Origin of the sequence: Shewanella sp. 10B, assembly GCF_023475885.1 — a bacterium.
Lineage (GTDB): Bacteria > Pseudomonadota > Gammaproteobacteria > Enterobacterales > Shewanellaceae > Shewanella > Shewanella mangrovisoli.
The window spans coordinates 387,384-411,816 of sequence record NZ_JAMDJO010000001.1 but is presented as its reverse complement, the minus strand read 5'-3'; the positions used below and the strand labels follow the sequence as shown (position 1 = coordinate 411,816).

The 24,433-nt window shown below is 49.3% G+C and carries 21 protein-coding genes; 9 read left to right on the top strand and 12 right to left on the bottom strand.

Going from position 1 to position 24,433, the window contains the following annotated elements; genetic code table 11:
- Positions 1-139: 139 nt before the first annotated feature.
- The 3 genes from purU to M0415_RS01680 all read right to left on the bottom strand — a co-directional run bounded on the left by purU (position 140) and on the right by M0415_RS01680 (position 3,069).
- Complete coding sequence (gene purU / locus M0415_RS01690; protein WP_023267379.1) at positions 140-955, bottom strand: formyltetrahydrofolate deformylase; 816 nt, start codon at positions 953-955, stop codon at positions 140-142.
- Positions 956-1,171: 216 nt separating this feature from the next.
- Positions 1,172-2,653 (bottom strand): PTS transporter subunit EIIC, encoded by a 1,482-nt coding sequence (locus M0415_RS01685; protein ID WP_249555888.1) that lies wholly within the window; start codon positions 2,651-2,653, stop codon positions 1,172-1,174.
- Entirely contained in the window at positions 2,605-3,069 is a 465-nt protein-coding gene (locus M0415_RS01680) for a flavodoxin (protein ID WP_249555889.1), read from the bottom strand. Before M0415_RS01680 ends, M0415_RS01685 begins: the two co-directional genes overlap by 49 nt.
- Before the next feature lie 123 nt (positions 3,070-3,192).
- On the opposite strand from M0415_RS01680, the gene M0415_RS01675 reads away from it, so the two are divergent.
- A complete protein-coding gene (locus M0415_RS01675) occupies positions 3,193-3,366 on the top strand; it encodes a hypothetical protein (protein ID WP_086902369.1) in 174 nt (57 codons plus the stop codon).
- 132 nt (positions 3,367-3,498) lie between these two features.
- On the opposite strand, the gene truC is transcribed toward M0415_RS01675, so the two are convergent.
- Together truC and M0415_RS01665 are read right to left on the bottom strand one after the other, a co-directional pair.
- Positions 3,499-4,353, bottom strand: coding sequence for a tRNA pseudouridine(65) synthase TruC (gene truC / locus M0415_RS01670; protein WP_249555890.1), 855 nt, complete (start codon positions 4,351-4,353; stop codon positions 3,499-3,501).
- Positions 4,340-4,660: a YqcC family protein gene (locus M0415_RS01665; RefSeq protein ID WP_220056133.1), complete on the bottom strand. Its 321-nt coding sequence runs from the start codon at positions 4,658-4,660 to the stop codon at positions 4,340-4,342. The genes truC and M0415_RS01665 overlap by 14 nt, the downstream gene beginning before the upstream one ends.
- A gap of 146 nt (positions 4,661-4,806) precedes the next feature.
- On the opposite strand from M0415_RS01665, the gene M0415_RS01660 reads away from it, so the two are divergent.
- Together M0415_RS01660 and M0415_RS01655 are read left to right on the top strand one after the other, a co-directional pair.
- The gene (locus tag M0415_RS01660) at positions 4,807-5,820 is read left to right on the top strand and encodes a DUF3549 family protein (protein WP_249555891.1); all 1,014 of its coding nucleotides are present in this window, start codon (positions 4,807-4,809) and stop codon (positions 5,818-5,820) included.
- Complete coding sequence (locus M0415_RS01655) at positions 5,817-6,203, top strand: DUF3301 domain-containing protein (RefSeq protein ID WP_249555892.1); 387 nt, start codon at positions 5,817-5,819, stop codon at positions 6,201-6,203. The genes M0415_RS01660 and M0415_RS01655 overlap by 4 nt, the downstream gene beginning before the upstream one ends.
- A 1,654-nt stretch (positions 6,204-7,857) precedes the next feature.
- Here the strand turns inward: M0415_RS01655 and M0415_RS01650 are convergent.
- Positions 7,858-8,163 carry an Mpo1-like protein gene (locus M0415_RS01650; protein WP_089067401.1) on the bottom strand — a complete coding sequence of 102 codons (306 nt, stop codon included), beginning with the start codon at positions 8,161-8,163 and terminating at the stop codon, positions 7,858-7,860.
- Entirely contained in the window at positions 8,156-8,794 is a 639-nt protein-coding gene (locus M0415_RS01645; protein ID WP_089067400.1) for a GNAT family N-acetyltransferase, read from the bottom strand. The genes M0415_RS01650 and M0415_RS01645 overlap by 8 nt, the downstream gene beginning before the upstream one ends.
- Before the next feature lie 144 nt (positions 8,795-8,938).
- Here M0415_RS01645 and M0415_RS01640 point away from each other — a divergent pair, with 144 nt between their 5' ends.
- The gene (locus M0415_RS01640; protein WP_089067399.1) at positions 8,939-9,172 is read left to right on the top strand and encodes a DUF2789 domain-containing protein; all 234 of its coding nucleotides are present in this window, start codon (positions 8,939-8,941) and stop codon (positions 9,170-9,172) included.
- A 49-nt stretch (positions 9,173-9,221) separates the two neighbouring features.
- On the opposite strand, the gene M0415_RS01635 is transcribed toward M0415_RS01640, so the two are convergent.
- Positions 9,222-9,620, bottom strand: a complete 399-nt coding sequence (locus M0415_RS01635) for a DUF3192 domain-containing protein (protein WP_089067398.1) — start codon at positions 9,618-9,620, stop codon at positions 9,222-9,224.
- A 147-nt stretch (positions 9,621-9,767) separates the two neighbouring features.
- On the opposite strand from M0415_RS01635, the gene M0415_RS01630 reads away from it, so the two are divergent.
- Together M0415_RS01630 and M0415_RS01625 are read left to right on the top strand one after the other, a co-directional pair.
- Positions 9,768-10,157: a hypothetical protein gene (locus M0415_RS01630; protein WP_249555893.1), complete on the top strand. Its 390-nt coding sequence runs from the start codon at positions 9,768-9,770 to the stop codon at positions 10,155-10,157.
- Positions 10,157-10,930, top strand: coding sequence for a Zn-ribbon-containing protein (locus M0415_RS01625; RefSeq protein ID WP_249555894.1), 774 nt, complete (start codon positions 10,157-10,159; stop codon positions 10,928-10,930). The genes M0415_RS01630 and M0415_RS01625 overlap by 1 nt, the downstream gene beginning before the upstream one ends.
- A gap of 107 nt (positions 10,931-11,037) precedes the next feature.
- Here M0415_RS01625 and syd read toward each other — a convergent pair whose 3' ends face one another.
- The gene (gene syd, locus M0415_RS01620; protein ID WP_249555895.1) at positions 11,038-11,688 is read right to left on the bottom strand and encodes a SecY-interacting protein; all 651 of its coding nucleotides are present in this window, start codon (positions 11,686-11,688) and stop codon (positions 11,038-11,040) included.
- Between the two features lie 59 nt (positions 11,689-11,747).
- Here syd and queF point away from each other — a divergent pair, with 59 nt between their 5' ends.
- Positions 11,748-12,608, top strand: a complete 861-nt coding sequence (gene queF, locus M0415_RS01615) for an NADPH-dependent 7-cyano-7-deazaguanine reductase QueF (RefSeq protein ID WP_086902359.1) — start codon at positions 11,748-11,750, stop codon at positions 12,606-12,608.
- 92 nt (positions 12,609-12,700) lie between these two features.
- On the opposite strand, the gene M0415_RS01610 is transcribed toward queF, so the two are convergent.
- The 3 genes from M0415_RS01610 to M0415_RS01600 all read right to left on the bottom strand — a co-directional run bounded on the left by M0415_RS01610 (position 12,701) and on the right by M0415_RS01600 (position 15,192).
- Positions 12,701-13,441 (bottom strand): sporulation protein, encoded by a 741-nt coding sequence (locus tag M0415_RS01610; protein WP_249555896.1) that lies wholly within the window; start codon positions 13,439-13,441, stop codon positions 12,701-12,703.
- 61 nt (positions 13,442-13,502) lie between these two features.
- The gene (locus M0415_RS01605; RefSeq protein ID WP_011717709.1) at positions 13,503-14,024 is read right to left on the bottom strand and encodes a hypothetical protein; all 522 of its coding nucleotides are present in this window, start codon (positions 14,022-14,024) and stop codon (positions 13,503-13,505) included.
- A gap of 169 nt (positions 14,025-14,193) precedes the next feature.
- Positions 14,194-15,192, bottom strand: coding sequence for a 4'-phosphopantetheinyl transferase family protein (locus M0415_RS01600; RefSeq protein ID WP_249555897.1), 999 nt, complete (start codon positions 15,190-15,192; stop codon positions 14,194-14,196).
- A 380-nt stretch (positions 15,193-15,572) separates the two neighbouring features.
- On the opposite strand from M0415_RS01600, the gene M0415_RS01595 reads away from it, so the two are divergent.
- Both M0415_RS01595 and M0415_RS01590 read left to right on the top strand, forming a co-directional pair.
- On the top strand, positions 15,573-16,442 hold the full coding sequence (locus M0415_RS01595; RefSeq protein WP_089067392.1) for a helix-turn-helix domain-containing protein: 870 nt from the start codon (positions 15,573-15,575) through the stop codon (positions 16,440-16,442).
- Positions 16,439-24,358 (top strand): type I polyketide synthase, encoded by a 7,920-nt coding sequence (locus M0415_RS01590; RefSeq protein WP_249555898.1) that lies wholly within the window; start codon positions 16,439-16,441, stop codon positions 24,356-24,358. Before M0415_RS01595 ends, M0415_RS01590 begins: the two co-directional genes overlap by 4 nt.
- The last annotated feature ends 75 nt before the right edge of the window (positions 24,359-24,433 follow it).

Here is a 24,433-nt window from a genome sequence, read left to right as displayed (position 1 = left end):
CAAGGTGCAGCAACTAGGTGATAACGTCTTAAATATTGCAAGTAACCTTACTGATAGCAAGCCCAAAGCCGCGTGTTAATCCTAAAGTCTTAGTCGGCAAGTCCGCAGCTATATTTCAAGCTCATACAAAAAGTTAGCCTTAAAAAACAATGGTTTTATTACCATAAACCACCACTTGCTCATTCAGCACTAGCTGTAACGCTTTGCTAAGGACACTTTTTTCGACATCGCGCCCCGCTTTGGCCATTTCAAGCGCGCTGTAACTGTGATCGACGGGGATCACGTCCTGCTTAATGATTGGTCCTTCATCGAGGCAATTATTCACAAAATGCGCAGTCGCGCCGATGATCTTTACCCCTCGCTCCCAAGCTTGGCGGTAAGGGGCGGCCCCAATAAAAGCAGGCAAGAAAGAGTGATGGATATTGATGATACGGTTTGGATATTCGGCGACAAAATCCGGTGTCAGCACCCGCATATATTTGGCGAGCACCAGATAATCGGGCGCATATTGCGACACGGCGGCCAATAACGCCTGCTCATGCTGGATTCTGTCGAGCCCTTCATGACTCACAAGGTGAAAAGGAATATCAAATTTTTCAACCAATTCCCTTAACACGTCATGATTACCCACCACAGCAGCTATCTCAACATTCAAGCCGCCATAGTAGGCCTTCATCAGCAGATCGCCCAAACAATGGGCCTCTTTGGTGACTAATACGACGATGCGCTTCTTGCCCGCGCTGACCAAGGTCATATGATTTTGGGCGGGTAACACCTCACGCAGATCCTGCAGTAATTGCTCGCTGTTAAAGTGCCCCTCAAGCTCAGTACGCATAAAAAATCGCCCCTGAGCATTATCCACAAACTCACTGTTTTTAATGATGTTAAGCTGATGATTAAAACAAACACTGGTGATTTTGGCGATAAGCCCTTGGGCATCGGCGCAATCTGTCATCAGAATTTTACGTGCTAAGGCGGGTTGCGCGTTCGATACTACTTCATGCTGTGACTGCAAAATCTGCTCTCCTCTATGATCCCTCATTCGAGTGTGCCATAGCCAATCCACTCATACAGCATGAAAAGCTTATTTTTTGTGATAAAAAGTGAATTTATTGTGAGTTAACTTTATTAAACACAATAAATCAGCGATTAATTTCAATAAGATGTAATATTAACGCCGGGTATCTAAATAGCGCTGTAAGACTTTGCGTAGGGTTTCAGCCTTAGTGCCATACACCACTTGCACGCCTTTGCCCATCACAATCACGCCCTTAGCACCCAGCTGGCTGAGCCGCACTTTATTGACGAGCTCAGGGCTGTGCACACTCAAGCGTAACCGGGTAAGACAAGCATTGAGCTCAACAATATTCTCGCGACCACCCAATGCAGCAATGATGGCTCTTAAACTCTCTTTGGCGCCATGAGGTTCATCGGGTTCGAGTCGTCCTGGCGTCTTTAAATTAAATGCCAGAATACTGCCCCTAAACAGCAGGTAATAAATCACCGCCGTCAGCGGCCCTAAGAATGCAAACCAACCCGTATTGCGCGAGAGGGGAAACAGCAGCGTGAAATCCACCAGCCCATGGGAGAACACAATACTGTGGTGAATATCGAGCATGATGCAGACAAAATATGCCAGCCCCGACAGCAGCACATGGATAAGAAACAAAAAAGGCGCCACAAACATAAAGGCAAACTCAATCGGCTCTGTGACTCCGGTCAGCCAACTGGCCGCCGCCGCGGAAAGCATAATACCCGCAACCCGATTACGCTCTGAGGGATCGGCGCAGCGCCAAATGGCCAGCGCCGCCGCGGGGAGTCCCCACATTTTAATCAAATAACCGCCCGCTAAATTCCCCGCCTGCGGATCGCCGGCTAAATAGCGCGCCACTTCACCCCGAACCACTTCAGCGTTCTGTAACTGGTATTGGCCGACTTCTAAATAGAAAGGCGCATTCCAGATATGATGCAAACCGAGGGGAATGAGTAAACGTTCGAGCGCGCCATAAACCCCAAAGGCGATGGCCGGTTTTTGGTAAACCGCCCAGTCGGACACACGCTCGATGAGCAGAGATAACGGCGGCCACACATGGGCAAGGATATAACCTAAGCCCATCGCCAACGGAATAATCAATAAAGAGGCGCTACGTCGCCCCTCAAAAAAGGAGAAAATTGCGGGCAGGCGAATATATTGACTCCAGCGCACGGCAAAGCAAGTCACGCCACCAATCAACATGCCGCCGGCAATCCCTGTGTCTAAGGTTTCCATGCCGAGTAGTAATTGGGTCGGCAATTGGTAGAGATCCGCTAAGGCGGCTAAGGTGGCCGTCATCACCCCATAACCAAATACGGCAGTAAAAGCGGCGATGCCTTGATCACGGCAAAACCCTATCGCCACCGCCACCGCGAATAAAATGGGCATGATGGCGAAAATCAGCTTGCCAACCGCCAGCATTAATACGGTTAGCACCTCGGGCATAAAAGGGATTGGGCTCACAGTTAAGCCCAACATCACACCCGCTGCGGGCAAAATCGCAATAGGAATTAACAGCGCCTGACTTAAGCGCTGGGCAAATTTAAACCACTGCTGAGTAACGAAATGACCTAAGCGGCGCGTTCGGATTTGACGATTTGATTCCAGCTTTCCAGCCATTTTATCGCTTCGACCTCGGGTTCCATGGTTTCACAGGCATCAATTTCAAGACGCGCCACAACGGGTTTGGCGCCTAGCTCGCTGAGCAATTCATCTACCGATTTACCCGCACCACAAAAGGTATCGTAACTCGAATCGCCAAGAGCTATCACACTGTATTTCAGCTCAGGCAGATAAGGCGCAGTCTCCTTAAGATGATAGTACCAAGGCTGAATATCGTCGGGTAAATCCCCTTGCCCTGTGGTCGAGGTCACTACCACTAACAACTCATCCTGTGGCGGCGTAAATTGACTAATTTCATTCGGTTGCCACAATTTGGTGTCATAACCTAGTTCTGTCAGCGCTTTTTCTAAGGTTTCGGCGGTAAATTGTGCGCTACCATACACAGTGCCAAACACCAGATTAACTTTTTTCATGATATACTCCGTGCCACATGCGTAAACGCAACTTAGCTGAAGTTACTTTATTGTGAGGCTTTAAGGCAAGCAACAAGGTAAAAATTTTATAAATCAAGTTATTGAGCATGAGGAAGCGAACTGATGCGACAGAGCAATAGGCAAAAACACCTCAAGCACCAACATAAAACCACCCAAATTAGACGCAAACATTACTTTCACGCCGCCCAGCAAAATCTGCAATTCCCGCTAACCGTTCCGGCGGAATACGCCAACTTAGCCAGCTTGATATCCAGTCTCAAACCAACCAGTAGTTAAGACCGCCGGATGTTGCAACGAATTGCATGCCACTAAGCAGATAGCCAAGATGCAAGCTTAAGTGAGCACACGCCTTAGGCTAGGAGTCACCTCGAGCAAACACTCGCCTTTAGTGACTAAACAAGCATTGCCTTAAACGGTCGTCGTTTGCTCTGCAATCAACACACTTGGTTCGCAACAAAGCGTGGCATCGTCCCAGCCCAGTCCTGAAAACACGGTTTCCCATTCTGGCTCAAGCTCGGTTTCAATACTTAAGCGCTCAAGTGTCACCGGGTGACTAAAGGTTAACTTCTTCGCAATCAGCCACAATCGATTGATATCGAAATGCGCGCGGAAAAACGCATTTTGCTTCCCATCGCCGTGGGTGGTATCGCCAATAATCGGATGGCGTAAATGCGCCATATGGCGTCTCAGTTGGTGCTTACGCCCCGTTTTTGGGCTCAGTTTCACTAACGCGAAGCGGCTGGTTGCATAACGCCCCGACGGATAAGGAATTTCGGTATTTAATAGCGGCTCATATTGAGTCACAGCATCCTGCGCGGCTTTATCTTGATTGGCAAACTTGTCAGCTACTTCATCCAATTCGACTTTAAGCGCATAATCCAAAATGCCACTCTCGTGCATATTGCCACGCACCAGTGCCAAATATTGTTTTTCAATACTGTGGTTGGCAAATTGCTCGCAAAGGGCGTTGGCCACCTCACTGCTTTTGGCAAATAACAACACGCCCGAGGTGGGTCTATCTAAACGGTGTACTGGAAACACATGACAACCAACCAAGTCACGAGTCAGCTGCATAGCAAAAAAGCGCTCACGCCGTGCTAAGTAGCTGCGATGAACCAATAATCCCGCGGGTTTGTGGATAGCCACCAAGTGCTCGTCTTGATACAAAACACACAGTTCAGGCGCAGGCTCTGACTGCTCGTCGCTCTCGCTTGGGTTGTATTTATCCTCTGGCATATCCAGCCAATCATCATCTAGGTTCATTTAACAACATATCCAATTCATTCAAGACACCGATTAAAGGCGCTAACGCCGCTTGTTCAGACCACACATGTTCCGCCATCGGGGCTATCGCAATTTTGCTTGGCAACGGTTGCCCCGCATCGATAAGGGCTTGCATGCGCGGAATAAAGATAAACTGCAACCATTGCTCTAACGACATCAGATCGCAGGCAAAAGGCGCCGTACTGGCCATGGCTTCATCACTGGGCGCACGAGTAGACCAAAGCCCGGCACTTTGTAGCTCGTGGGCAATTTGGGCTAGTTTGGTTTGAGTTTGGCTGTAAAGCATAGATATAAGGTCCATTAAGCCACAGTCATTCAACAATTAAGCGCTGCGACTGAGGCGATAAAACTGTGGCAATCATACCATCGCGGACAACTTCCCCCTATAATGTCGCCAATTTATTGAGCCTTTTTGATTGATATGGCAGCCAAATGACTGAAATTACCACGCTTAGCCAATTTTTAACGACAGCCAAAACCCAATTCCAAGTCTATGAATTAGGACGAAGAGTGCAGCACATCGATATGCTGGCCTTCCATCAAATCGAATCATTAGTCACGCCCTACCCTTACCCTATCCAAGGGCATGCCCAATTTGCCATCGTGTTTTGGAATGAGAGCCAACAGCACTTTATTTGGTTCCTAAAGCTACCGTTAGACGAACAAGGACTGCTCTCGCCTGCGCCGCGCTCACAGTTTATTGAAATGGTATTAACGGCACTGGGGCAAGATCCGACTCAGCCATTAACCGATGAACAGCAGGATCGCCTCGCTAACAATCCGTTTAGCTTTAAGCCCAGCCAAGAAAAACTGGCGGTATTTAACGCCTTAGTGCGTAAACAGTTAGGTTTAAGCGCTTCTATTCAATATGAATTTGCAGTGCAATATCTCTCGGGACATATTGCAACGAGTGAATGGCAGCATATTGGCCTGCAAGGTTTGAGCGACGTGTGTGTTCGCCTTGGCGAGTTAGATCACGAGCAGCAACTCCTTGCCAGTTTTGACAATAGTGCGATTGAAGTACAAATTGCCCTGTGCCAATGTCTCGAACACCTGCATTTAACAGAAGCGCTCGCCAATAAGCTTTACGCTAAGTTTGTGGCGGCTCCTCCCGAGTACCAAGCCTATTACTTGCGCGCACTCGCCTCTCATACCGAATTGAGTCAGCAAGCCCTCGCCCATCTTCAACAAACCGAGCGCTTAGAGGCCAATGAACTCATCAGCATCGCGGGCCGAAACTGGACCGTATTAAAGCAAGAGCTGAGTCGCAGTATTTATCTGGAAGCACTGGCACGACAACCCCAAGCCTTTTTTAATCAGATATTTGCTGATATTGTGGCGATTCCCAGTTTGCGTAACCACTTATTGGGTGAGTTAAGAAACCCCAATCGGAGTGTTCAACTATCACAGGCCATTGGCGGCTTGTTTAAGGCTACAAGTAAATGATGTCAGATCTGCTGTTAATTATTGCGCTAGTTGTGGTTGCGGCCTTCTTTTGGCAATTACGTCAAATGGCAGAATTGAGCCGTATTTTTGCTGAAAAAGAATGTTGCCGACAAAAAGTACAGCTCTTAGCCATCGCAATGGAAACGGCTCGCCCCAGCCTTGGCGGCACCACAGGGATCTGTTGGAAGGCAAAATACCTATTCGAATTCAGCACCGATGGCATCAATCAATACCGCGGTCATATTTGGATGCTAGGGAAAAAAGTGCAAAAGATTGAATGGCCTATTTTCCCAGAGCCAGAATGGCAAGAAGCACCAATGGCCAAAGGCAAGTTTGGTGGTTGCAGCAGCCAAAGTAGCTGTAGCTCGGGCAAGTGCCATTAAGCCACTACAGTGAACCTTTGACTGAATAGATAACGCCGAGCTGTATGGATAACACTAAGCCATAGTTCGGCTCTACATCCGCACTCAATCAGCTTAATCTGCACGAATACCAAAAAAGAAAGGGCGTGGTCATTAGACCACGCCCTTCTGTTCTCTGTTAAGCTATCCCGCTATTTTCGTGCTCCCTGCACCATCCATGCGTCAACTTGCATCCTGCATCATCCCTGTTCAATCCGTGATATTTCCCTGTACTCAACGTACTTCCCTATCTCTTGGCGTTCCTTTTACCAAGCTTGCTCTTTCCTGAGCGGTTCCAGCATCATCCGTGAAATAGGTTCAGTAGCATCCTTTCTATTGCACTCCATGTGCCATTGCAATCCTGTGCAATTAGGCTATCTATCCCTGATAGTCTTTCCTTCCGTGGTTCGCATCGCTTTCATCCTGAAAGTCTCTCCTTACCACTCCATCAGTGTTTATTCCTTAAACACTGTCCAGTCATCCTGACTGCTAACTTCCTGTTCGCTGTAGTTCCGTCTACAAATGAATTCTACGACAGCTATGGCAGGCAAGCTTTCGCAAAAGATAAAAATGTAAGCCGCCATATTAAGTTCATAATGGAAAAAATTTCTTAACATATTGATTAGATGTGACTTACCTAAAACTAGGTAGTCATTGTCAGTCAAAAAACTTACAAATCACTTACAGCCTTGTGAGATATATCTCACAAGAAGTCGGGCAATTTATGCCGTTGGAAGGCACAAACATTGATTTATCCCGAGACGCTTAAACACATCAAAGGAAATAGCGACTGCATAAAAGAGTAAAAATCGTTCGATAGATTTTATTTTAAGATATACCGCACGTAAAAGTGGACATTATGACATATTGTAAAAATAGGCGTAGGAGAATAGAAAAAAGAAAGGGGCGCACTATGTGCACCCCATTTATCCTCTGCAAGCCATCCTGCTTGATTGTGCTCCCTGCACCTTCCTTGCGATCGTTTGCTCCCTGCAAGCGTCCTTTAATCCCTTTATTTCCCTGTGCAGTGAAGTCTCCACTACACTCAATCCTTTGACCCGAATATCCTATTTCGGCTCCTGTCACATCCAGTGACTCATCCCAATCGCGTCCTGCTGAATCCTTTCCTCACCATAGTACAAGCTGTTCACCCTTATACTTATCCTTTTACTCGATACTTCCTGCATCCAGTAACGCTTAATCCTTAAGCTTGTCCTTTTCATCCTGAAACCTGCTATCCCAGCAGATACAACGTCCTCTATCATCCATGAGAAAGCAGCCTTGCTTTTCCTTAGCCTATCCTAGGCAGATGACAGTTTTCCTACTGTCAGTGGTTCAAATCCAAGAACCTGAATTCGTCGCTTCTTGCGTCCCTCTCGCCTGTATTGCAATCCCTGCTGTCCATTTGCTTTGGCGATGAGTTAATTCTACGTGGTTCTCGCTATTTTTGTTTCGGTTAAAGAACACACACTAGCGCACTTTTCATACAATCAAGCTTTATTAAAACATAACACTATGATTTTAAATACACTTTAAAAGCTGTGATTACAAAACAGTCAGTAAGAAAACATTTTATCCTACAGGCTTTGTAAGCGATCTCTCACACGGGTGTCAGCTTCTCACTGGTCAGGGATATTTAGCACTTCAACTTACCGGTGATAATTTGTGCAAACATCACCCAATCACCCATCAAACTGTACAAGGGATATTGGAATGTCGCGGGGCGATTATGCTCAAACACAAAGTGTCCCACCCAAGCAAAACCATATCCCACTAAGGGGATAAACAGTAAAAGCCAACCATTTGCGAAAACCAGCGCAGCGACGAATAACAGGAGCACTATAAAACTGCCAATAAAGTGCAATCGCCTGCAGCTCAAGTCCTGGTGCTGTGAGAGGTAAAAAGGGTAAAACTCAGCGAAGGAGCGGTAAGGTTCATTCATCTTGTTGGCCCGTGTAAAAAAGTAATTGTCCGGCCACATTGCCTATGCTCAATTCTCCGAGGGAGACAAAATCATGTTGCATAAATAACTGGCTATGGGCTTCTTGAGTAGTAAAGACCCCAATCCCCTCAAGTTCGGGCTGCTCATCGCACCAACTTACTACGGCTTGCACAAGTTGATGACCTAACCCCTTTCCCTGCTCATTAGGCGCAAGGGCAATAAATTGTAGGATCCCGCAGTGCTCGCTCGGTAGCAGCTCGACGATGCTCGATTCTTTCTTCATTATCGCCTGAGTCGATTGCCAGCCTGTACCAAGCAACATCTTGAGTCGCCAGTGCCAATAGCGGCCCTCCCCGAGGGGCACTTCCTGAGTGACCACACAGGCAACACCAACTAAGCGTGTTTGATCAAACAGCCCAATTAAGGCTTGCTTCTCCTGCCAGAGCGCATTCAACTCTTCACGGATTGCGGCACGTAATTTTTGTTCGTAGGCGAATTTGTCTGAAGTGGATAAAGCATCCACAAAGAAAGGGTCGTCATGATAGGCGTTGTAGAGAATCGAAGCGGCGAGGCGTAAATCTTCGGCGGTGAGATAAACTGCACGGCACTCATCCAAGGTATTATTGTCCATTTTTAGAATTCCTTGATTTAGATCACACTCTTAGGAGTAATTATCACTGTATCAAGGAAACAAAAAAGTGCAAATTTTAATCATAGATTGCATTTTTCAGTGAGTTGCATACCCTAAATAAAGGCACACTGAGAGGATGCGAGCATGGATACAACGCCAGTCGATTTGAGTCATCTATTTGAACAGTTGGGATTAGCCAATCAAGCTCAAGCCATAGGGCAGTTTATTGCGACCCATCAACTTCCCCCTGACACACACTTAACCGAAGCGCCATTTTGGACGCAGGCACAAAAGAGTTTTCTGACCGAGGCATTAGAGGCCGATGCCCAGTGGACCGAACTTATCGAGCAGCTCGATGTGCAATTAAGAAAGCCCTAATGACTTAGGGCTGAGACTGAATCACTTCATGGCGAGTTGCGTTGAGTCGTTAAATTTTGTTGTAGGCGGTGTCGCCCCAACCGACTAACACACTGTTACTTAAGACGATTGGCGTGCATTCATCCTTAGTGGTTTTACCGTCACTGTGGGTATGCTGGGTGCGATAAAAGAGGACCAACACTTCTTTATCGGCTTGGCCGTCTTTCTGCTGCAGATAAGATTCGCTAAAGTCCGAGGCGCCCATCAGGGTCATCACTTGGTCTTTGCTCATGCCAAGGCTGAGCTTAGTCAGATTATTGCGGTTTTTGTCCTGTGTTTTTTCCCAAGATTCGTTGCTATCCCACTTAGATTCACTGTCGCCGACATTGACCACACAACCGCTAAGACCTAAGCTTGCTAACCCTAAAAACGTGACCGCGATGAGTTTGCGATTAATATTTGCGTTCATATTATGACTTCCTGTGTACTTGTTATAAAAATGCTTAAAAAGCAAAATCAATGCCAAACAGCAATGTATTGATTTATAAGAACTAAAATAACCACGCCACAGTAAGTTAGTGAAAAACACGATATAGATTAAGGAATTTCACTTATTATGAGTCCGATTGACCAAGTGTTAGCAGCAGCATGCGCACTCGAAGCCAGCGGTAAAACCCCAAGCCTTGCCCTGATCAAAAGCCGCGTCGGTAACAAAATCCCTATGCCGCTGTTAATCCAAGGATTACAGCAGTTTAAATCGATACCCAAAGCCGAGCGTGAGCGTTTAGCTGCCCAATCACAGCCCGTGGTTGAAGAGACACACACCGCCGAAGCCTCGCCACTCACAGTCACAGTCACCACTCTGGCGCAGCAGTTAGCCCAGTTACAACAGGGCATTGAACAGGCCCTCGCGTTAAAAAACAACGAGATCATGCAACTCAAAAATGAACTTATCGAGCTGAAACAACGTGTCAGTCAACTCGAATCCCAAGGAAAATCCGCTTAATGTTTGTCACCGAATTGCGCTTTGAATGCTTTGCCGATACCACCATCAGTGCGGCAGAACGTGCCATCAATCAATTACTCGAAGCCTACCGCGCTAATGGCCAAATCCTCGGCCGCGAATTTTCTGTGGCCTTTAATGAGGGCGAATTTCGAGTACGCTTACTCATGCCTGAAAAAAACAGTTTGGCTCATCGCTATCACAGCCCTTGGGTGAAAAAAGCGCTGGCGGAACTAACCGAGGCTAAGCTACTGGCGCCACGGGAAAAATTTATCGGTCAAGATATTAACTCTGAGGTGAGTAACACTGAGCCACCCAGCTGGCAGCTGCTGTACACTAGCTATGTGCATATGTGCTCGCCCCTGCGAAGTGGCGATAACTTATTGCCCATTCCGTTGTACCAAATCCCCGCCACCTTTAATGGCGATCATAAACGGGTGATCCGCTGGCAAACCGAGTGGCAAGCCTGTGATGAGTTACAAATGGCGGCGGCTACTAAGGCAGAATTTGCCGCGCTGGAAGAATTATCCAGCCCTAGCAGTGATTTATTTAGGAGAGGTTGGGATTTACGCGGCCGAATCGAATACCTGACCAAAATCCCCACCTACTATTATTTGTATCGCGTCGGAGGGCAGGATCTGCAATCCGAGTTAGCTCGCCCCTGCCCACGCTGTGGCAGTCACGACTGGAAACTCAATGAGCCGCTATTAGATATGTTCCACTTTCGCTGCGAACCTTGCCGCATAGTGTCTAACTTGTCTTGGGATCATCAATAACTGACCCATTGATGAATGGCAAACTCGGCAGGCAAAATTGCCGAGCCGAGTTTGCCAAACAGGTTTGCAAGAGGCTTTTCAAGAGACCTTTGCACATTTCCCCGCGCTTAACGCTTACCTATCAGGTTGTGCCACATACGTTTAAAGCTGGCAACAATCCCCGGATGTTCAAGCGCTGGCATAGGCAATTCTTCATGTTTCACGGGCGGCGCGATACGTGGCGATAAGGCCTCAATAAATTCAGCTAAACTCGACGCCAATTGGGTGGAAGGAAGCTCGCCGGGGATTTCAACCCAGACACTACCATCGGCATTATCGACAGTTAGCATCTTATCGCCCTCATCAAGCAAACCAATAAACCAAGTTGCTGGTTGCTTGAGCTTTTGCTTCATCATTAAGTGGCCGATGATATTTTGTTGCAGGGCATCAAAATCTGCCTCGTTCCATACCTGCAGTAATTCGCCCGAGCCCCATGGTGAATCAAATAACACGGGCGCCGCAAAATATTCACCATAAAAGTGATTGATATCAGGCCATAATGTTAGCTCAAGCGCATGTTCAACATTCGCAAAACTGCCAAGGTGTTCACGCTTAACGGGGAGCCAAGACACCGCCTCATCGGACGCTTCATCAAACTCACCTTGAATACACAAAGATGGCTCGCCCTGCGGGTAATATCGTGGTAATTCGCCTAAAGTTGATAGGTAGGATCGATGGTAATTATCTAAAAATTTATCGAGAGCAGGCAGACAAGACACTTAAGCACAATCCAATTTCGGGTATAATGTGCGCCTATTTTGACATGGAAACAGTATTGATGACACACAATCACGATCCCTATAGTGATGCAAAAGAGCTTGCCGGCCTAACCTTAGGTAAAGCCACGGATTACCAAGCCGAGTATGATGCGTCGCTGCTGCAAGGGGTTCCTCGCTCACTTAACCGTAACGCTATCAACCTCACGGCGGAAAGTTTGCCTTTCCACGGAGCCGATATCTGGACGGCCTATGAGTTGTCATGGCTAAACGCCAAGGGCAAACCTATGGTGGCAATTGCCGACATTCAGCTAAGCCATGAAAGCCAAAATCTGATCGAGTCAAAATCCTTCAAACTGTATTTAAACAGTTTTAACCAAACCAAGTTCGACAATATCGAAGCTGTGCAAAAAACCTTAGTGCAGGATCTCGGTGAATGCGCCCAAGGCCAAGTCACAGTGAAGATTATTGAGCCTAAGAGTTTTGGTATTCAACGCGTCGTCGAGCTGCCAGGCACTTGCATTGACGATCTGGATATCGAAGTCAGCGACTATGACTTTAACCCGGATTATCTAGAAAACAGCACAGATGACAAACAGATTGTTGCCGAGACACTCAATTCTAATCTGTTGAAATCAAACTGCTTAATTACCTCTCAGCCGGACTGGGGCAGTGTGATGATCCGTTATCAAGGGCCTAAAATCGATCGCGAAAAGCTACTGCGCTATTTGATTTCGTTCCGCCAACATAACGAGTTCCATGAGCAGTGTGTCGAGCGGATTTTTGTCGATTTAAAACATTACTGCCACTGCACTAAGTTAACCGTTTACGCCCGCTATACCCGTCGCGGCGGCTTAGACATTAACCCTTACCGCAGTGATTTTGAACATCCAGGCGAGAGCCACCGCTTAGCAAGACAGTAATCGATTTCAGTAAAAAGCCCTGAATCATCAGGGCTTTTTATTGTCGGTTGTAAGTTTTTCAACCAAGCTAACCACTTAAGCGATACTCGCACTTAACCCAAATTCGCCTTAAAAATCTCTTGTACTCGGCTCAACGTGGCATTGTTTGGCAGGCTGAAATACAAGTAACCATCGCCACGGAATGCACGGTCAAGCTCAAGCAATACATGGGTTTGCTCGGCATCGCACACCAGAGAAACCTCAATCTCACGCAAACGATTAAAGCCCATATTGCGCGGCTTAAACTCTAACTCTTGGTAACAACCCGATGTGGAACGAAAGGCGCGCGTATTGAGGAAACCTTGTTCCACATCGGCTTTCACCAACACAAAACCAAGGCCGTCCATCGCCTTTAACACATGCTCAGCAATCGCCGTTGGCATAATGACCAGCGCATCGATATCGCTAGGGTCGAGCGCGGTATCTATGTCCACTCCCGTTTGTAGCCATACTTGGGATTGATTATTACGGACAGGGAGCTGAGTAAAAGGAGTTTCGGGGTGCAATTTACCTGAAAATGGGATCTCGCGGATTTCACCCGCTTGAATTTCAAAGGAGTCGGTTAAGCGCCAGCTCGCCAATCGATGGTTCTTAAAATAGTCGCCGTTATCGCTGCTCACTTTCACCTTAGTCATTAGGGCTAAGTCGAGGCCGGAGATCTGCTGCGGCACATTACCGCCTTTAACGACGATAGTGGCATGAAAGATTTGACCTGGAAGCAATCGATTATCTACTAATTGGGTATCGACCGTCGCACCACCGATACCGACAGAGGCCAGCAGTTTTTTAAACATGGGATTTCCTTATGTTGCTAAGGCTGCACAGATAAGCAGCCCTAATACAGCGTTTATTTAGTTAATTCGCAGATTTGCACTCGAGCAATAATTGCTGGAAATGCGCGCCTAAATCCTGCTGGGCAAATTGTTCACTGGCGAGTGCCATTTGCTTAAGGCTTTGCATGGCTTGCTCGACGCCCTGCTGTTCGATCAAACTTTTGGCATAGGCCGCCGCATCCGCGCCCTTTTGTAACAGGCTTGCGACTTGATCGAAGCTCACCTCTTGCTCCATCACCTTCTGTAAATCGCCGAGCAATTCGGCCACCTTAGCCGACTCCACTAAGGCGCCTTCGACGCTCACTAATTTACCGAGGGGATCTTGGCTGAGTTTTTCGGCCACACAGGCCGACACTGTGCCCGCCGCCGCACTTTGAGCGACCACATCGAGCCCGCGGCTGCGGATTTGCTCAACCACTTGTTGTAGTTGGGGATCTTGAGCAAGCCATGCCTGCTCTAATTGCTGTTTTTCATCGCCACCAAAGTAGCCACAGCCACCGAGCAGTAGCAAAGTGGTGGTCGATAAAAGGCATTTGAATTTCATGATTAACAACCTTGTCAGTGAGTTCTCTTGCGTGACTATAGCGAGCTAGGTTTAATCCAAAATGAAATATAAGCGGAGGAATAACAAAGTCAGCTGGAGGGACAAGAAACTGAATTCAAAGCAGTAATTCAAGAACGAGGGCAACCCAAGCCTTAGTGCGAAGGCCGCACTAGATGGCAGAGCACGCCGCCAATAATGCAGTGATACTGGTCAGTTGCATCGAAATAGTGACCTTCGCCAACCTGTCATCCTGCACTAAGCTGTCACCATCAGCCAAGCTGAGCCCAAAACGATATTCCTCATCAAGTCGGCCAAAATAACTCCGCCAATGCTGGGCATGGGAGCTTGTGGCATTGAGTGCAGTTTCAGGTTCGATCCGCAGCTTAATATTGGAATAAAGTGGAATACGCGATGGGAGTTGAAGATAAGAACAGGGCATAGCTTGGCTCGGTAAAGCAAAGTTCTCTTGTAGCTTGAGTTCAACCCAGTTCGGGGAGTCGACAGTTTGCAGCGCGCCACCATCAACCGCCAGCAAACTGTTTGGTGCTAAGTCAAAGGCAAAGGATTTCAGCGACTGCGCTAGGCCCAAACCCGTTGCCTTGATGTAGGATTCCTTGAGTGCCCAAAGATCAAAAAAGCGCTGCCGCTGCGCATCCTCGCCCTCAAGGGCTAATAAGCCTTCGGCTTCAATCGGGGAGAAATAATGATTAAGGATCGGGTAAATATGAGTACTGGCGCGGGAGCGCTCGATATCCACCCCCAAACCTAAACGGGGTTGCGCTGTGTTAGCGTTTTCTCCCTTGTCATCATCTTGCGCTAAGGCTATCAATAACCAGTCGCCACTGTGGCTCAAGTTAAACTCAATGCCAATACTCAGAAACTGCTCATGGTTAAGACTGGGTTTGCCCTTTGCCCCATACTCAAAACACCAATCTTGGGGGGCAATCTGTCGTTGGGAGGAGCAAGGTGAGGTTCCACCGCGAGCTTGCAGTCCTTGAGATAAGACGCAGCGCAGCGCCGCTCGCACCAATAAGCCGTTCATTTGCGCCTTGGGCGCCCGGTAACGCGCCACTTTAGCGTGCTCGTCCTCACTCAAGAGCGCCATACACGCATTCGTGCTGGCCACATCCATTTCAGTTAATGGAATAAAAAAAAGCTCAATATTCATTAATTTATCCCAACAACACTTGAGTTTAACGGCTGCCCTATTCTACTCAGTTCTACTCTCCTGACGAGCAGTATCTTAATTTTGTTTCTAATCTTATGAATTTAAATGATTATTTAAACGTGTACCCTGTGCTAAACAGGAGTTGGGCTCCTTTAAACTGTGTCATTTGAACATTAAAAAATCATTTCAAGTCCCATATGATTGTATCGAGCCGAAACCTCAGGTAATCTGCATCACCATTGTGCGTAACAAAACACATAGCTCACGGGTTTTAAGCCTAGATTAAGCATGAGTCTACACTCCGCTTTGGCAGGCAAGTTTAAGCAGTCCCGATAGATTATGTTGGATGAAAATAATAAAGATGGGACAGCACTAACAACATGAGTTCTCGAAAAGTGGGTACTCAAGCCGCGGATCATGCTCAGGCTGATAAGCCAAGCTCGGAGCATAAATCTGCCCCCAAAACGGCAAGGCACCGCAATGCCACGACCACGCCGGAGATGCGACACTTTATTCAGCAATCTGAATTGAGTGTGAGTCAGCTCGCCAAAATTTTAAATATTACCGAAGCCACAGTACGTAAATGGCGCAAGCGCGAGTCAGTGAACGACAGCCCGAATACGCCGCATCACCTCAATACCACCCTCACTCCGATGGAGGAATACGTGGTGGTGGGACTGAGATATCAGCTCAAACTGCCGTTAGACAGGCTGCTCAAGGCCACTCAAACCTTTATTAACCCCAATGTGTCCCGCTCGGGGTTGGCCCGCTGCCTTAAGCGATATGGGGTTTCGCGCCTCGATGAGTTTGATCAAGAGCTTGTGCCTAAGCAGTATTTCAATCAATTACCTATCAGCCAAGGCAGCGATGTTCAAACCTACACGGTCAACTCCGAAACCTTAGCCAAGGCGCTTGCCCTGCCAAGCACAGATGGCGATACCGTAGTACAAGTGGTGTCCCTCACCCTGCCGCCGCAATTAACCGAGGCCGAACCTAAATCGGTACTCCTTGGCATAGATAGCAAGGCAGATTGGATTTATATCGATATTTATCAAGACAGTAACACCCAAGCGGCCAATCGCTACATCGCCTATGTGCTGAAGGATGGGCCGTTTCATCTGCGTAAATTGCTGGTACGCAACTACCACACTTTTTTAGCCCGCTTTCCTGGCGTGCAAACTCCAAAAGCCATCGCTAAATCCCTTAATAAGGCAACGACCAAACGCTTTGCCAGTGGAGACTCGTTATGAGCCATACCCCATCACAGCCTCAATTATCAACCGATGAAAAAGCCGATAAGAGACTGAATAAACGCTTAAAAGATATGCCGATTGCCATCGTTGGCATGGCGAGTATCTTTGCTAACTCCCGCTATTTGAATAAGTTTTGGGATTTAATTTGCGACAAAATTGATGCAATCACCGACGTACCCGAGTCCCACTGGTCGATTGATGACTATTACGATGCGGATAAGTCCAAGGCCGATAAGAGCTACTGCAAACGCGGTGGCTTTATGCCAGAGGTCGACTTCAATCCGATGGAGTTTGGTCTGCCGCCCAATATTTTGGAACTCACCGACAGCTCACAGTTACTCTCACTGGTCGTCGCCAAGGAAGTCCTACAGGATGCCAATCTGCCAGACGATTACGACCGTGACCGCATCGGCATCACACTCGGGATTGGAGGAGGTCAAAAACTAAGCCATAGCCTCAATGCGCGCCTGCAATATCCAGTGTTGAAAAAAGTATTTAAAAGCAGTGGCCTGAGCGATGAAGATAGTGAACTGCTGATCAAAAAATTCCAAGATCAATATGTCCACTGGGAAGAAAACTCTTTCCCCGGTTCCCTTGGCAACGTGATTGCCGGACGCATCGCCAACCGTTTCGATTTAGGCGGGATGAACTGCGTCGTCGATGCTGCCTGCGCCGGTTCGCTTGCCGCCATGCGTATGGCGCTGACCGAACTGACCGAAGGTCGCAGCGACATGATGATTACCGGCGGTGTCTGTACTGACAACTCGCCCTACATGTATATGAGTTTCTCAAAGACGCCAGCCTTTACCACCAACGAACAGATTCAACCCTTCGATATCGACTCTAAGGGCATGATGATTGGCGAAGGGATCGGCATGGTCGCCTTAAAACGCCTTGACGATGCCGAGCGCGATGGCGACCGTATCTACGCGGTAATCAAAGGCGTTGGCGCATCATCGGACGGTAAATTTAAGAGCATTTATGCACCGCGTCCCGAAGGCCAAGCCAAGGCATTAGAACGCGCCTATGATGACGCAGGCTTTGCGCCGCACACCGTTGGCTTGATTGAAGCCCATGGCACAGGCACAGCCGCAGGCGATGTGGCAGAATTCAATGGCTTAACTTCAGTATTCTCGAAGGATAATGAACAGTTACAGCATATCGCCCTAGGCTCAGTTAAATCTCAGGTCGGTCATACTAAGTCCACCGCGGGCACGGCGGGTGTGATTAAAGCAGCATTGGCACTGCACCATAAAGTCTTACCGCCAACAATTAACGTCAGTCAGCCTAATCCTAAATTAAACATTGCCCGCTCGCCCTTTTATCTCAATACCGAGGCGCGCCCTTGGATCCAACGCAGTGACGATACGCCGCGCCGCGCAGGGATCAGCTCCTTCGGTTTTGGGGGCACTAACTTCCATTTAGTGCTCGAAGAATATCACCCCGAACACGCGCGCGATGACGCCTATCGCCAGCGCAGCGTGGCGCAAAGCTGGCTGTTTGCCGCCGCCGACAAAACCGCGCTGCTTGGCGAATTAAAAACCGCCCTGCAGCAAGCAACTGCCGCCAAAGCAGAACTTTCTGAGGCGCATTTTGTTGCCTTTGCAAAAGCCTACGCCCTGCGTGAACTCCCCCCGCAATCGGCCCGTCTTGGCTTTATTGCCAAGGACTATGCCCAGTTACAGACGCTGTTAACCCAAGCGATAGCGCAGCTAGAATCCAATAGCGCCGAGAGCTGGCAGTTACCCTCAGGGATAAGTTTTCGCGCCCAAGCGCTGGTCAAGGATAACAATAAGGTTGCGGCCTTATTTGCCGGTCAAGGCTCGCAATACCTGAATATGGGACTGGAAATTGCCAACAACTTCCCCGAGCTTCGCCGCCATATCCACGCCAGCGATAAAGTGTTTAGCGACCGTGGTGAGGCTTCGCTTTCAAGCGTGCTGTACCCGATCCCCGCCTTCGATGATGAATCGAGAAAAGCGCAGGAAAGTGCGTTAACCAATACCCTTTATGCCCAAAGCGCCATCGGCGCGATCTCTATGGCGCAGTACGCCCTGTTGACTCAGGCGGGTTTCGCCCCGGATATGCTCGCAGGCCATAGCTTTGGTGAACTCTCGGCCCTGTGTGCCGCAGGCGTTATCTCAATGGATGACTACATCAAGCTTGCCTTTGAACGTGGACAGGCAATGGCGCAGTCACCTCTGGATGCCGACGCCAGTCGTGATGCTGGCGTCATGTATGCCGTCATTCTTAAGCAAAAACAAGATATTGAGGCTATCAACGATTGCCTAGCGCAGTTTGACGACGTCAAGATTGCCAACTACAACTCACCGACTCAGCTGGTGATTGCTGGCGCTACCACAGCGACACAACAGGCCGCTAAGGCCATTGGCGAGTTAGGCTTTAAGGCAATTGCCCTGCCCGTTTCCGGCGCCTTCCACACGCCATTGGTTGCCCATGCGCAAAAGCCCTTTAGCGAAGCCATTGATAAGGCTCAGTTCAACACGCCAAAGATTGCCCTGTATGCCAATGGCACTGGTCAGCTACACCCTATCGAAGCCAACGCCATCAAAACCGCCTTTAAAGATCATATGCTGCAATCGGTGCACTTTAGCGAGCAGCTAGAGGCCATGTATGCCGCTGGTGCACGGGTGTTTGTCGAGTTCGGCCCGAAAAACATTCTGCAGAAGTTGACAGAAAATACCTTAGCCGCGCAGTTAAACGAGCTTTGCCTTATCAGCATTAACCCGAACCCTAAAGCTGATTCCGACAGCCAACTGCGCAGTGCTGCGGTGCAACTGGCGGTTGCGGGGGTAACACTAGGGGAAATCGACCCTTATCAAGCCGAATTGATTGCGCCAGCAACGCCTTCGGCCATGAATATCAAGCTCAACGCGACCAACTACATCAGCCCAGCGACCCGCAACAAAATGGTCGATTCGCTGCAATCGGGCAAAATTACCAGCCAAGTGCAGTATGTGGATCGCCTCGTTGAGAAAGTGGTTGAAAAAGTCGTTGAAAAACCAGTGATTGTCGAAAAAATTCTAGAAAAGGTTGTCGAAGTGGAAAAGCCAGTGGCACAAAATAGCAATACTATTCAACAACAAACGTCTGCACAGCCAGCCAACGTTGCCGCTGGACAGGCGAATCAAGATGCCCTGAGCGCCTTTTTTGCCGCCCAAACCCAGGCCGCGCAATTACATCAACAATTTTTAGCGATCCCGCAGCAATACGGCGATACCGTCAGTGCCCTGATGGCAGAGCAAGCCAAAATGGCAAGCCTTGGCATCGCCATTCCGGAGAGCCTGCAACGCTCGATGGAGCTGTTCCACCAGCATCAGGCACAAACCCTAAAGAGCCATGCTGAATTTATGCAATTGCAGACCAGCAGCAGCCAAGCGGCATTAGCCCTACTCGGCCAAATGCCAGCGCCTCAGGTTCAAGCCCCCATTCAAGCAGCACCAGTGGCGGTTGCACCAGTGGCAGTTACAGCGGCAACGCCTGTCGTTCCAGCACAGGCCCCCGTGGTTCAAGCGTTAGCCGCAGAGCCAAAAGCGACTGTTGCACCTGTGAGTGAGCCCCAAGTTCAGCAACCACAAGTGCAAACTGTGGCGACAGCAACTCGCGCGCTTTCCGAGAAGTCAGTCGTGCAGCAAATCGAGACAGCCATGCTGGCAGTGGTTGCCGATAAAACGGGTTACCCCGTTGAAATGTTAGAACTTGGCATGGATATGGAAGCCGACCTTGGTATCGATTCTATTAAGCGCGTGGAAATTCTAGGCACAGTACAGGACGAATTACCTAACCTGCAAGAACTGAGCCCTGAAGATTTAGCCGAGTGTCGCACCCTAGGGGAAATTGTCGCGCTGTTTAGCCAAGCGACTCCTGTAACAGCTGCAGCCTCAGTTAGCCATGCGACACCAAATGCAGTACTCGCAAGTGCAGTAGCTGCAAGTGCGGCGCTATCTAATGATGAAATTGAGCGCACTATGATGGCGGTGGTAGCCGACAAGACTGGCTATCCCGTGGAAATGCTGGAACTGAGCATGGATATGGAAGCCGACCTTGGTATCGATTCTATCAAACGCGTGGAAATTTTAGGCACGGTACAGGACGAGTTACCCGACCTGCCAGAACTCAGCCCTGAAGATTTAGCCGAGTGTCGCACCCTAGGGGAAATTGTCGCGCTCTTTAGCCAAGCGGCTCCTGTAGTATCGACAGCCGTAGTAGCTGCGGCCACAGTTAGCCATGCGGCACAAAATGCAGTACTCGCAAGTGCAGTCGCCACAAGTGCGGCGGTTTCTAATGATGAAATTGAGCGCACTATGATGGCGGTGGTCGCCGATAAAACGGGTTATCCCGTTGAAATGCTGGAACTCAGTATGGATATGGAAGCCGACCTTGGTATCGATTCTATTAAGCGCGTGGAAATTTTAGGCACAGTACAGGACGAGTTACCGAACCTGCCAGAACTGAGCCCAGAAGATTTAGCCGAGTGTCGCACCCTAGGGGAAATCGTCGCGCTCTTTAGCCAAGCGGCTCCTGTACCCGCTGCTGCACCAGTCAGCCATGCGACACAAAATGCAGTACTCGCAAGTGCAGTAACCACCAGCGCGGTTTCTAATGATGAAATTGAACGCACTATGATGGCGGTAGTGGCCGACAAGACCGGCTATCCCGTAGAAATGCTGGAACTCAGTATGGATATGGAAGCCGACCTTGGTATCGACTCCATTAAGCGGGTGGAAATTCTAGGCACAGTACAGGATGAGCTACCGAACCTGCCAGAACTGAGCCCAGAGGATTTAGCCGAGTGTCGCACCCTAGGGGAAATTGTGGCGCTCTTTAGCCAAGCGACTCCTGTAACAGCTACTGCCACAGTTAGCCATGCGACACAAAATGCAGTTCTCGCAAGTGCAGTCGCTGCAAGTGCGGCGCTATCTAATGGCGAGATTGAACGCACTATGATGGCGGTCGTGGCCGACAAGACCGGCTATCCCGTTGAAATGCTGGAACTCAGTATGGATATGGAAGCCGACCTTGGTATCGATTCCATCAAGCACGTGGAAATTCTAGGCACAGTACAAGATCAATTGCCAAACCTGCCAGAACTGAGCCCAGAGGATTTAGCCGAGTGTCGCACCTTGGGTGAGATTGTCTCCCTCTATGCGGGTTCGCAAGCATCAAGTGAGGCGCCGCAGCAAAACCATGCTGCGCCAATTCAAGAGATTCAAGAGGCAACTGCAGAAACCGTCGAGGAAACTATCGACCTGCCGCCCCATAGTGAGGTGATGCTAAAAAAGTTGCCAGCGGCGGCTGAGTTAGCGCGCATCATAGCGACTAGCGATGTTCAACTGACGGCAAACAGTTACGTCGTTATCGGCGACGATGGCCACAACGCGGGGGTGATTGCCGAAAAGCTTCACGCCCAAGGCGTTAAGGTCGCGGTTGTACGCTCACCGAAAACGGTTGTGACCAGCGCATCGCCACTCGATAGCCATATTGCCAGCTTCACGCTGGAGGCGATTGATGATGACAGTATTTGTGAGGTCATCAATCAGATTGAAGCGCTTGGCCAAATCGCCGGTTTTATTCATCTGCAGCCACAACATAAGTCCGATGTGGATAAAGGTGCTGGCTTAGTGCTGGCAGACGACGCCAAAGCCTCGGTCGAGCAAGCCTTCTTGTTCGCCAAACACTTACAACCGCTGTTAACTGAGCGCGACCACTGCCGCTTTGTCACCGTCAGCCGTATCGACGGTGGCTTTGGCTATATCGGCATGGACGAGTCGGCTGGCGCTGTTATTAGCCTGAGTGAACTCAACCAAGCGGCGCTCTCTGGACTCACGAAAACCTTAAATCACGAATGGCCGGGAGTGGTTTGCCGCGCGCTGGATATCGCGCCAAACTTGGACGCTAAAACGGTCGCCAATGCGGTAGTGCAGGAATACTACCTCCAAGATGCGCCAGTCGAAGTCGGTATTGATAGCGAGCTTGAGCGCACCACCTTAGTCGCTGGCAATGCCGTGCTTCGCCGCAGTGGCGCGTCTCTCTGGTCTGCGGACAAAATCCTCGTCACAGGCGGCGCTAAGGGCGTCACCTTCGAGTGCGCCTTAAGTTTAGCGAAACGCTGCAAGGCACATTTTATCCTCGCGGGTCGCAGCGCCCATCAAGGGATCCCCGCTTGGGCTCAGGGTAAAAATCGCAACGAGCTGAAAGCCGCAGCCATTGCACATCTGCAAAGCCTGGGTGATAAACCCACGCTAAAACAAGTGGATGCCTTAGTTTGGCCAGTACAAAGCAGCCTTGAAATCAGCAATGCCTTGCAGGCCTTTGAAGCCGTGGGCGCCAGCGCCGAATACTTAAGCCTGGATGTTAACGATCCTGCCGCCATTGCCAGCACTATTGCGCCTATCAGCGCCCTATCGCCCATCACGGGGATTATCCACGGCGCGGGCGTACTTGCCGATAAACATATTCAAGACAAAACCTTAAGCGAACTTGAACGCGTTTATGGCACTAAGGTGACCGGACTTAACAATCTGCTGTCAACGCTGGATCTTAGCCAGTTAACGCTCATCGCCCTGTTCTCTTCTGCGGCGGGTTTTTACGGCAATACAGGCCAGAGCGACTACGCCATGTCTAACGACATTCTCAACAAGGCCGCGCTGCAACTCGCGCAGCAATTGCCGCAAGCCAAGGTGATGAGCTTTGACTGGGGGCCTTGGGATGGCGGCATGGTCAATCCTGCGCTGAAAAAGATGTTTATCGACCGCGGGGTTTATGTCATTCCACTCAAAGCCGGTGCCGAGTTATTTGCCAGCCAATTATTGAGTGATACAGGGGCGCAGCTGTTGGTCGGAACCGATATGCAGGGCAATACTGCCAATACCGTTGAAGCTGCATCAGCAAAAAAGCCTGAAGCGGATCTAACCACGGCGTTAGATCCGCAGCCTATGGCCCAAACGGTGCCGCAAAGCATTCGCGTCATGCGCAGCCTCGACCCTAAACGCATGAGCTTTATTGAGGATCATTGCATCAACGGTCATGCGGTGTTGCCAACGGTATGCGCCATCGATTGGATGCGTGAGGCCGCCAAGGCCCATTTAGGTAAGGCGGTGAGTGTCTGCGATTATCGACTACTCAAGGGAATTATCTTCGATGAGGCGCTGCTTGCCCGCGATGCGCCTATTGAGCTCGAACTAATGCTCACGCCGCTTGCCGACGCGACACAGCAATCGACTGAGGCGTTAACCGCGCTGATAAGCTTTGAAGGTCGCCCGCAGTATCAGGCAGTGTTAGTGGCGCAGACGGATGATACGGCAGACGTGCAGCGTTTCGAGGTTGGTGAGTTGCATTCTCTGATGCAGGAGATGGCACAGCAACCCGCTATCGCGAACCGTGAGTCGCTCTACAGCGATGGCACACTGTTCCATGGCCCAAGACTGCAAGGCATAAGCGAAGTGCTCGCCTTTGATGATCAGCAGCTTATCGCTAAGGTAGCACTGCCAACGGTGGCCTTAGATGACTGTGGTGAGTTTGCGCCAAATATTGAGGATAAAGGCACACAACCCTTTGCCGAAGATCTGTTATTGCAGGCCATGCTCGTGTGGGCGCGCCTTAAATATCAAGCGGCAAGCTTACCCAGTACCATTGGCGAGTTTGTGTCCTATTCGCCCTTAGGTTTTGGCGAGAAGGCGGTATTAGTGCTGGATGTTATCAAGCATTCGTCCCGAACGCTTGAAGCCAATATTGCGCTTTATCATCAAGATGGCCGATTAAGCTGCGAGATGAAACGAGCCAAGGTTACGGTCAGTAAGACGCTCAACCAAGCGTTTTTGGCCAATAAACCTCAGCAGCCAATGCAAGAGCAGGCAGTCGCCCAAAGCTCGGCCGAGGTAAGTGTTAAGTGACACTCGACCCAAGCGCAGATGCCGCATTAAGCAATGCGGCACTAAACAGTCCGCATCCCAATGCCAAGCCACTGC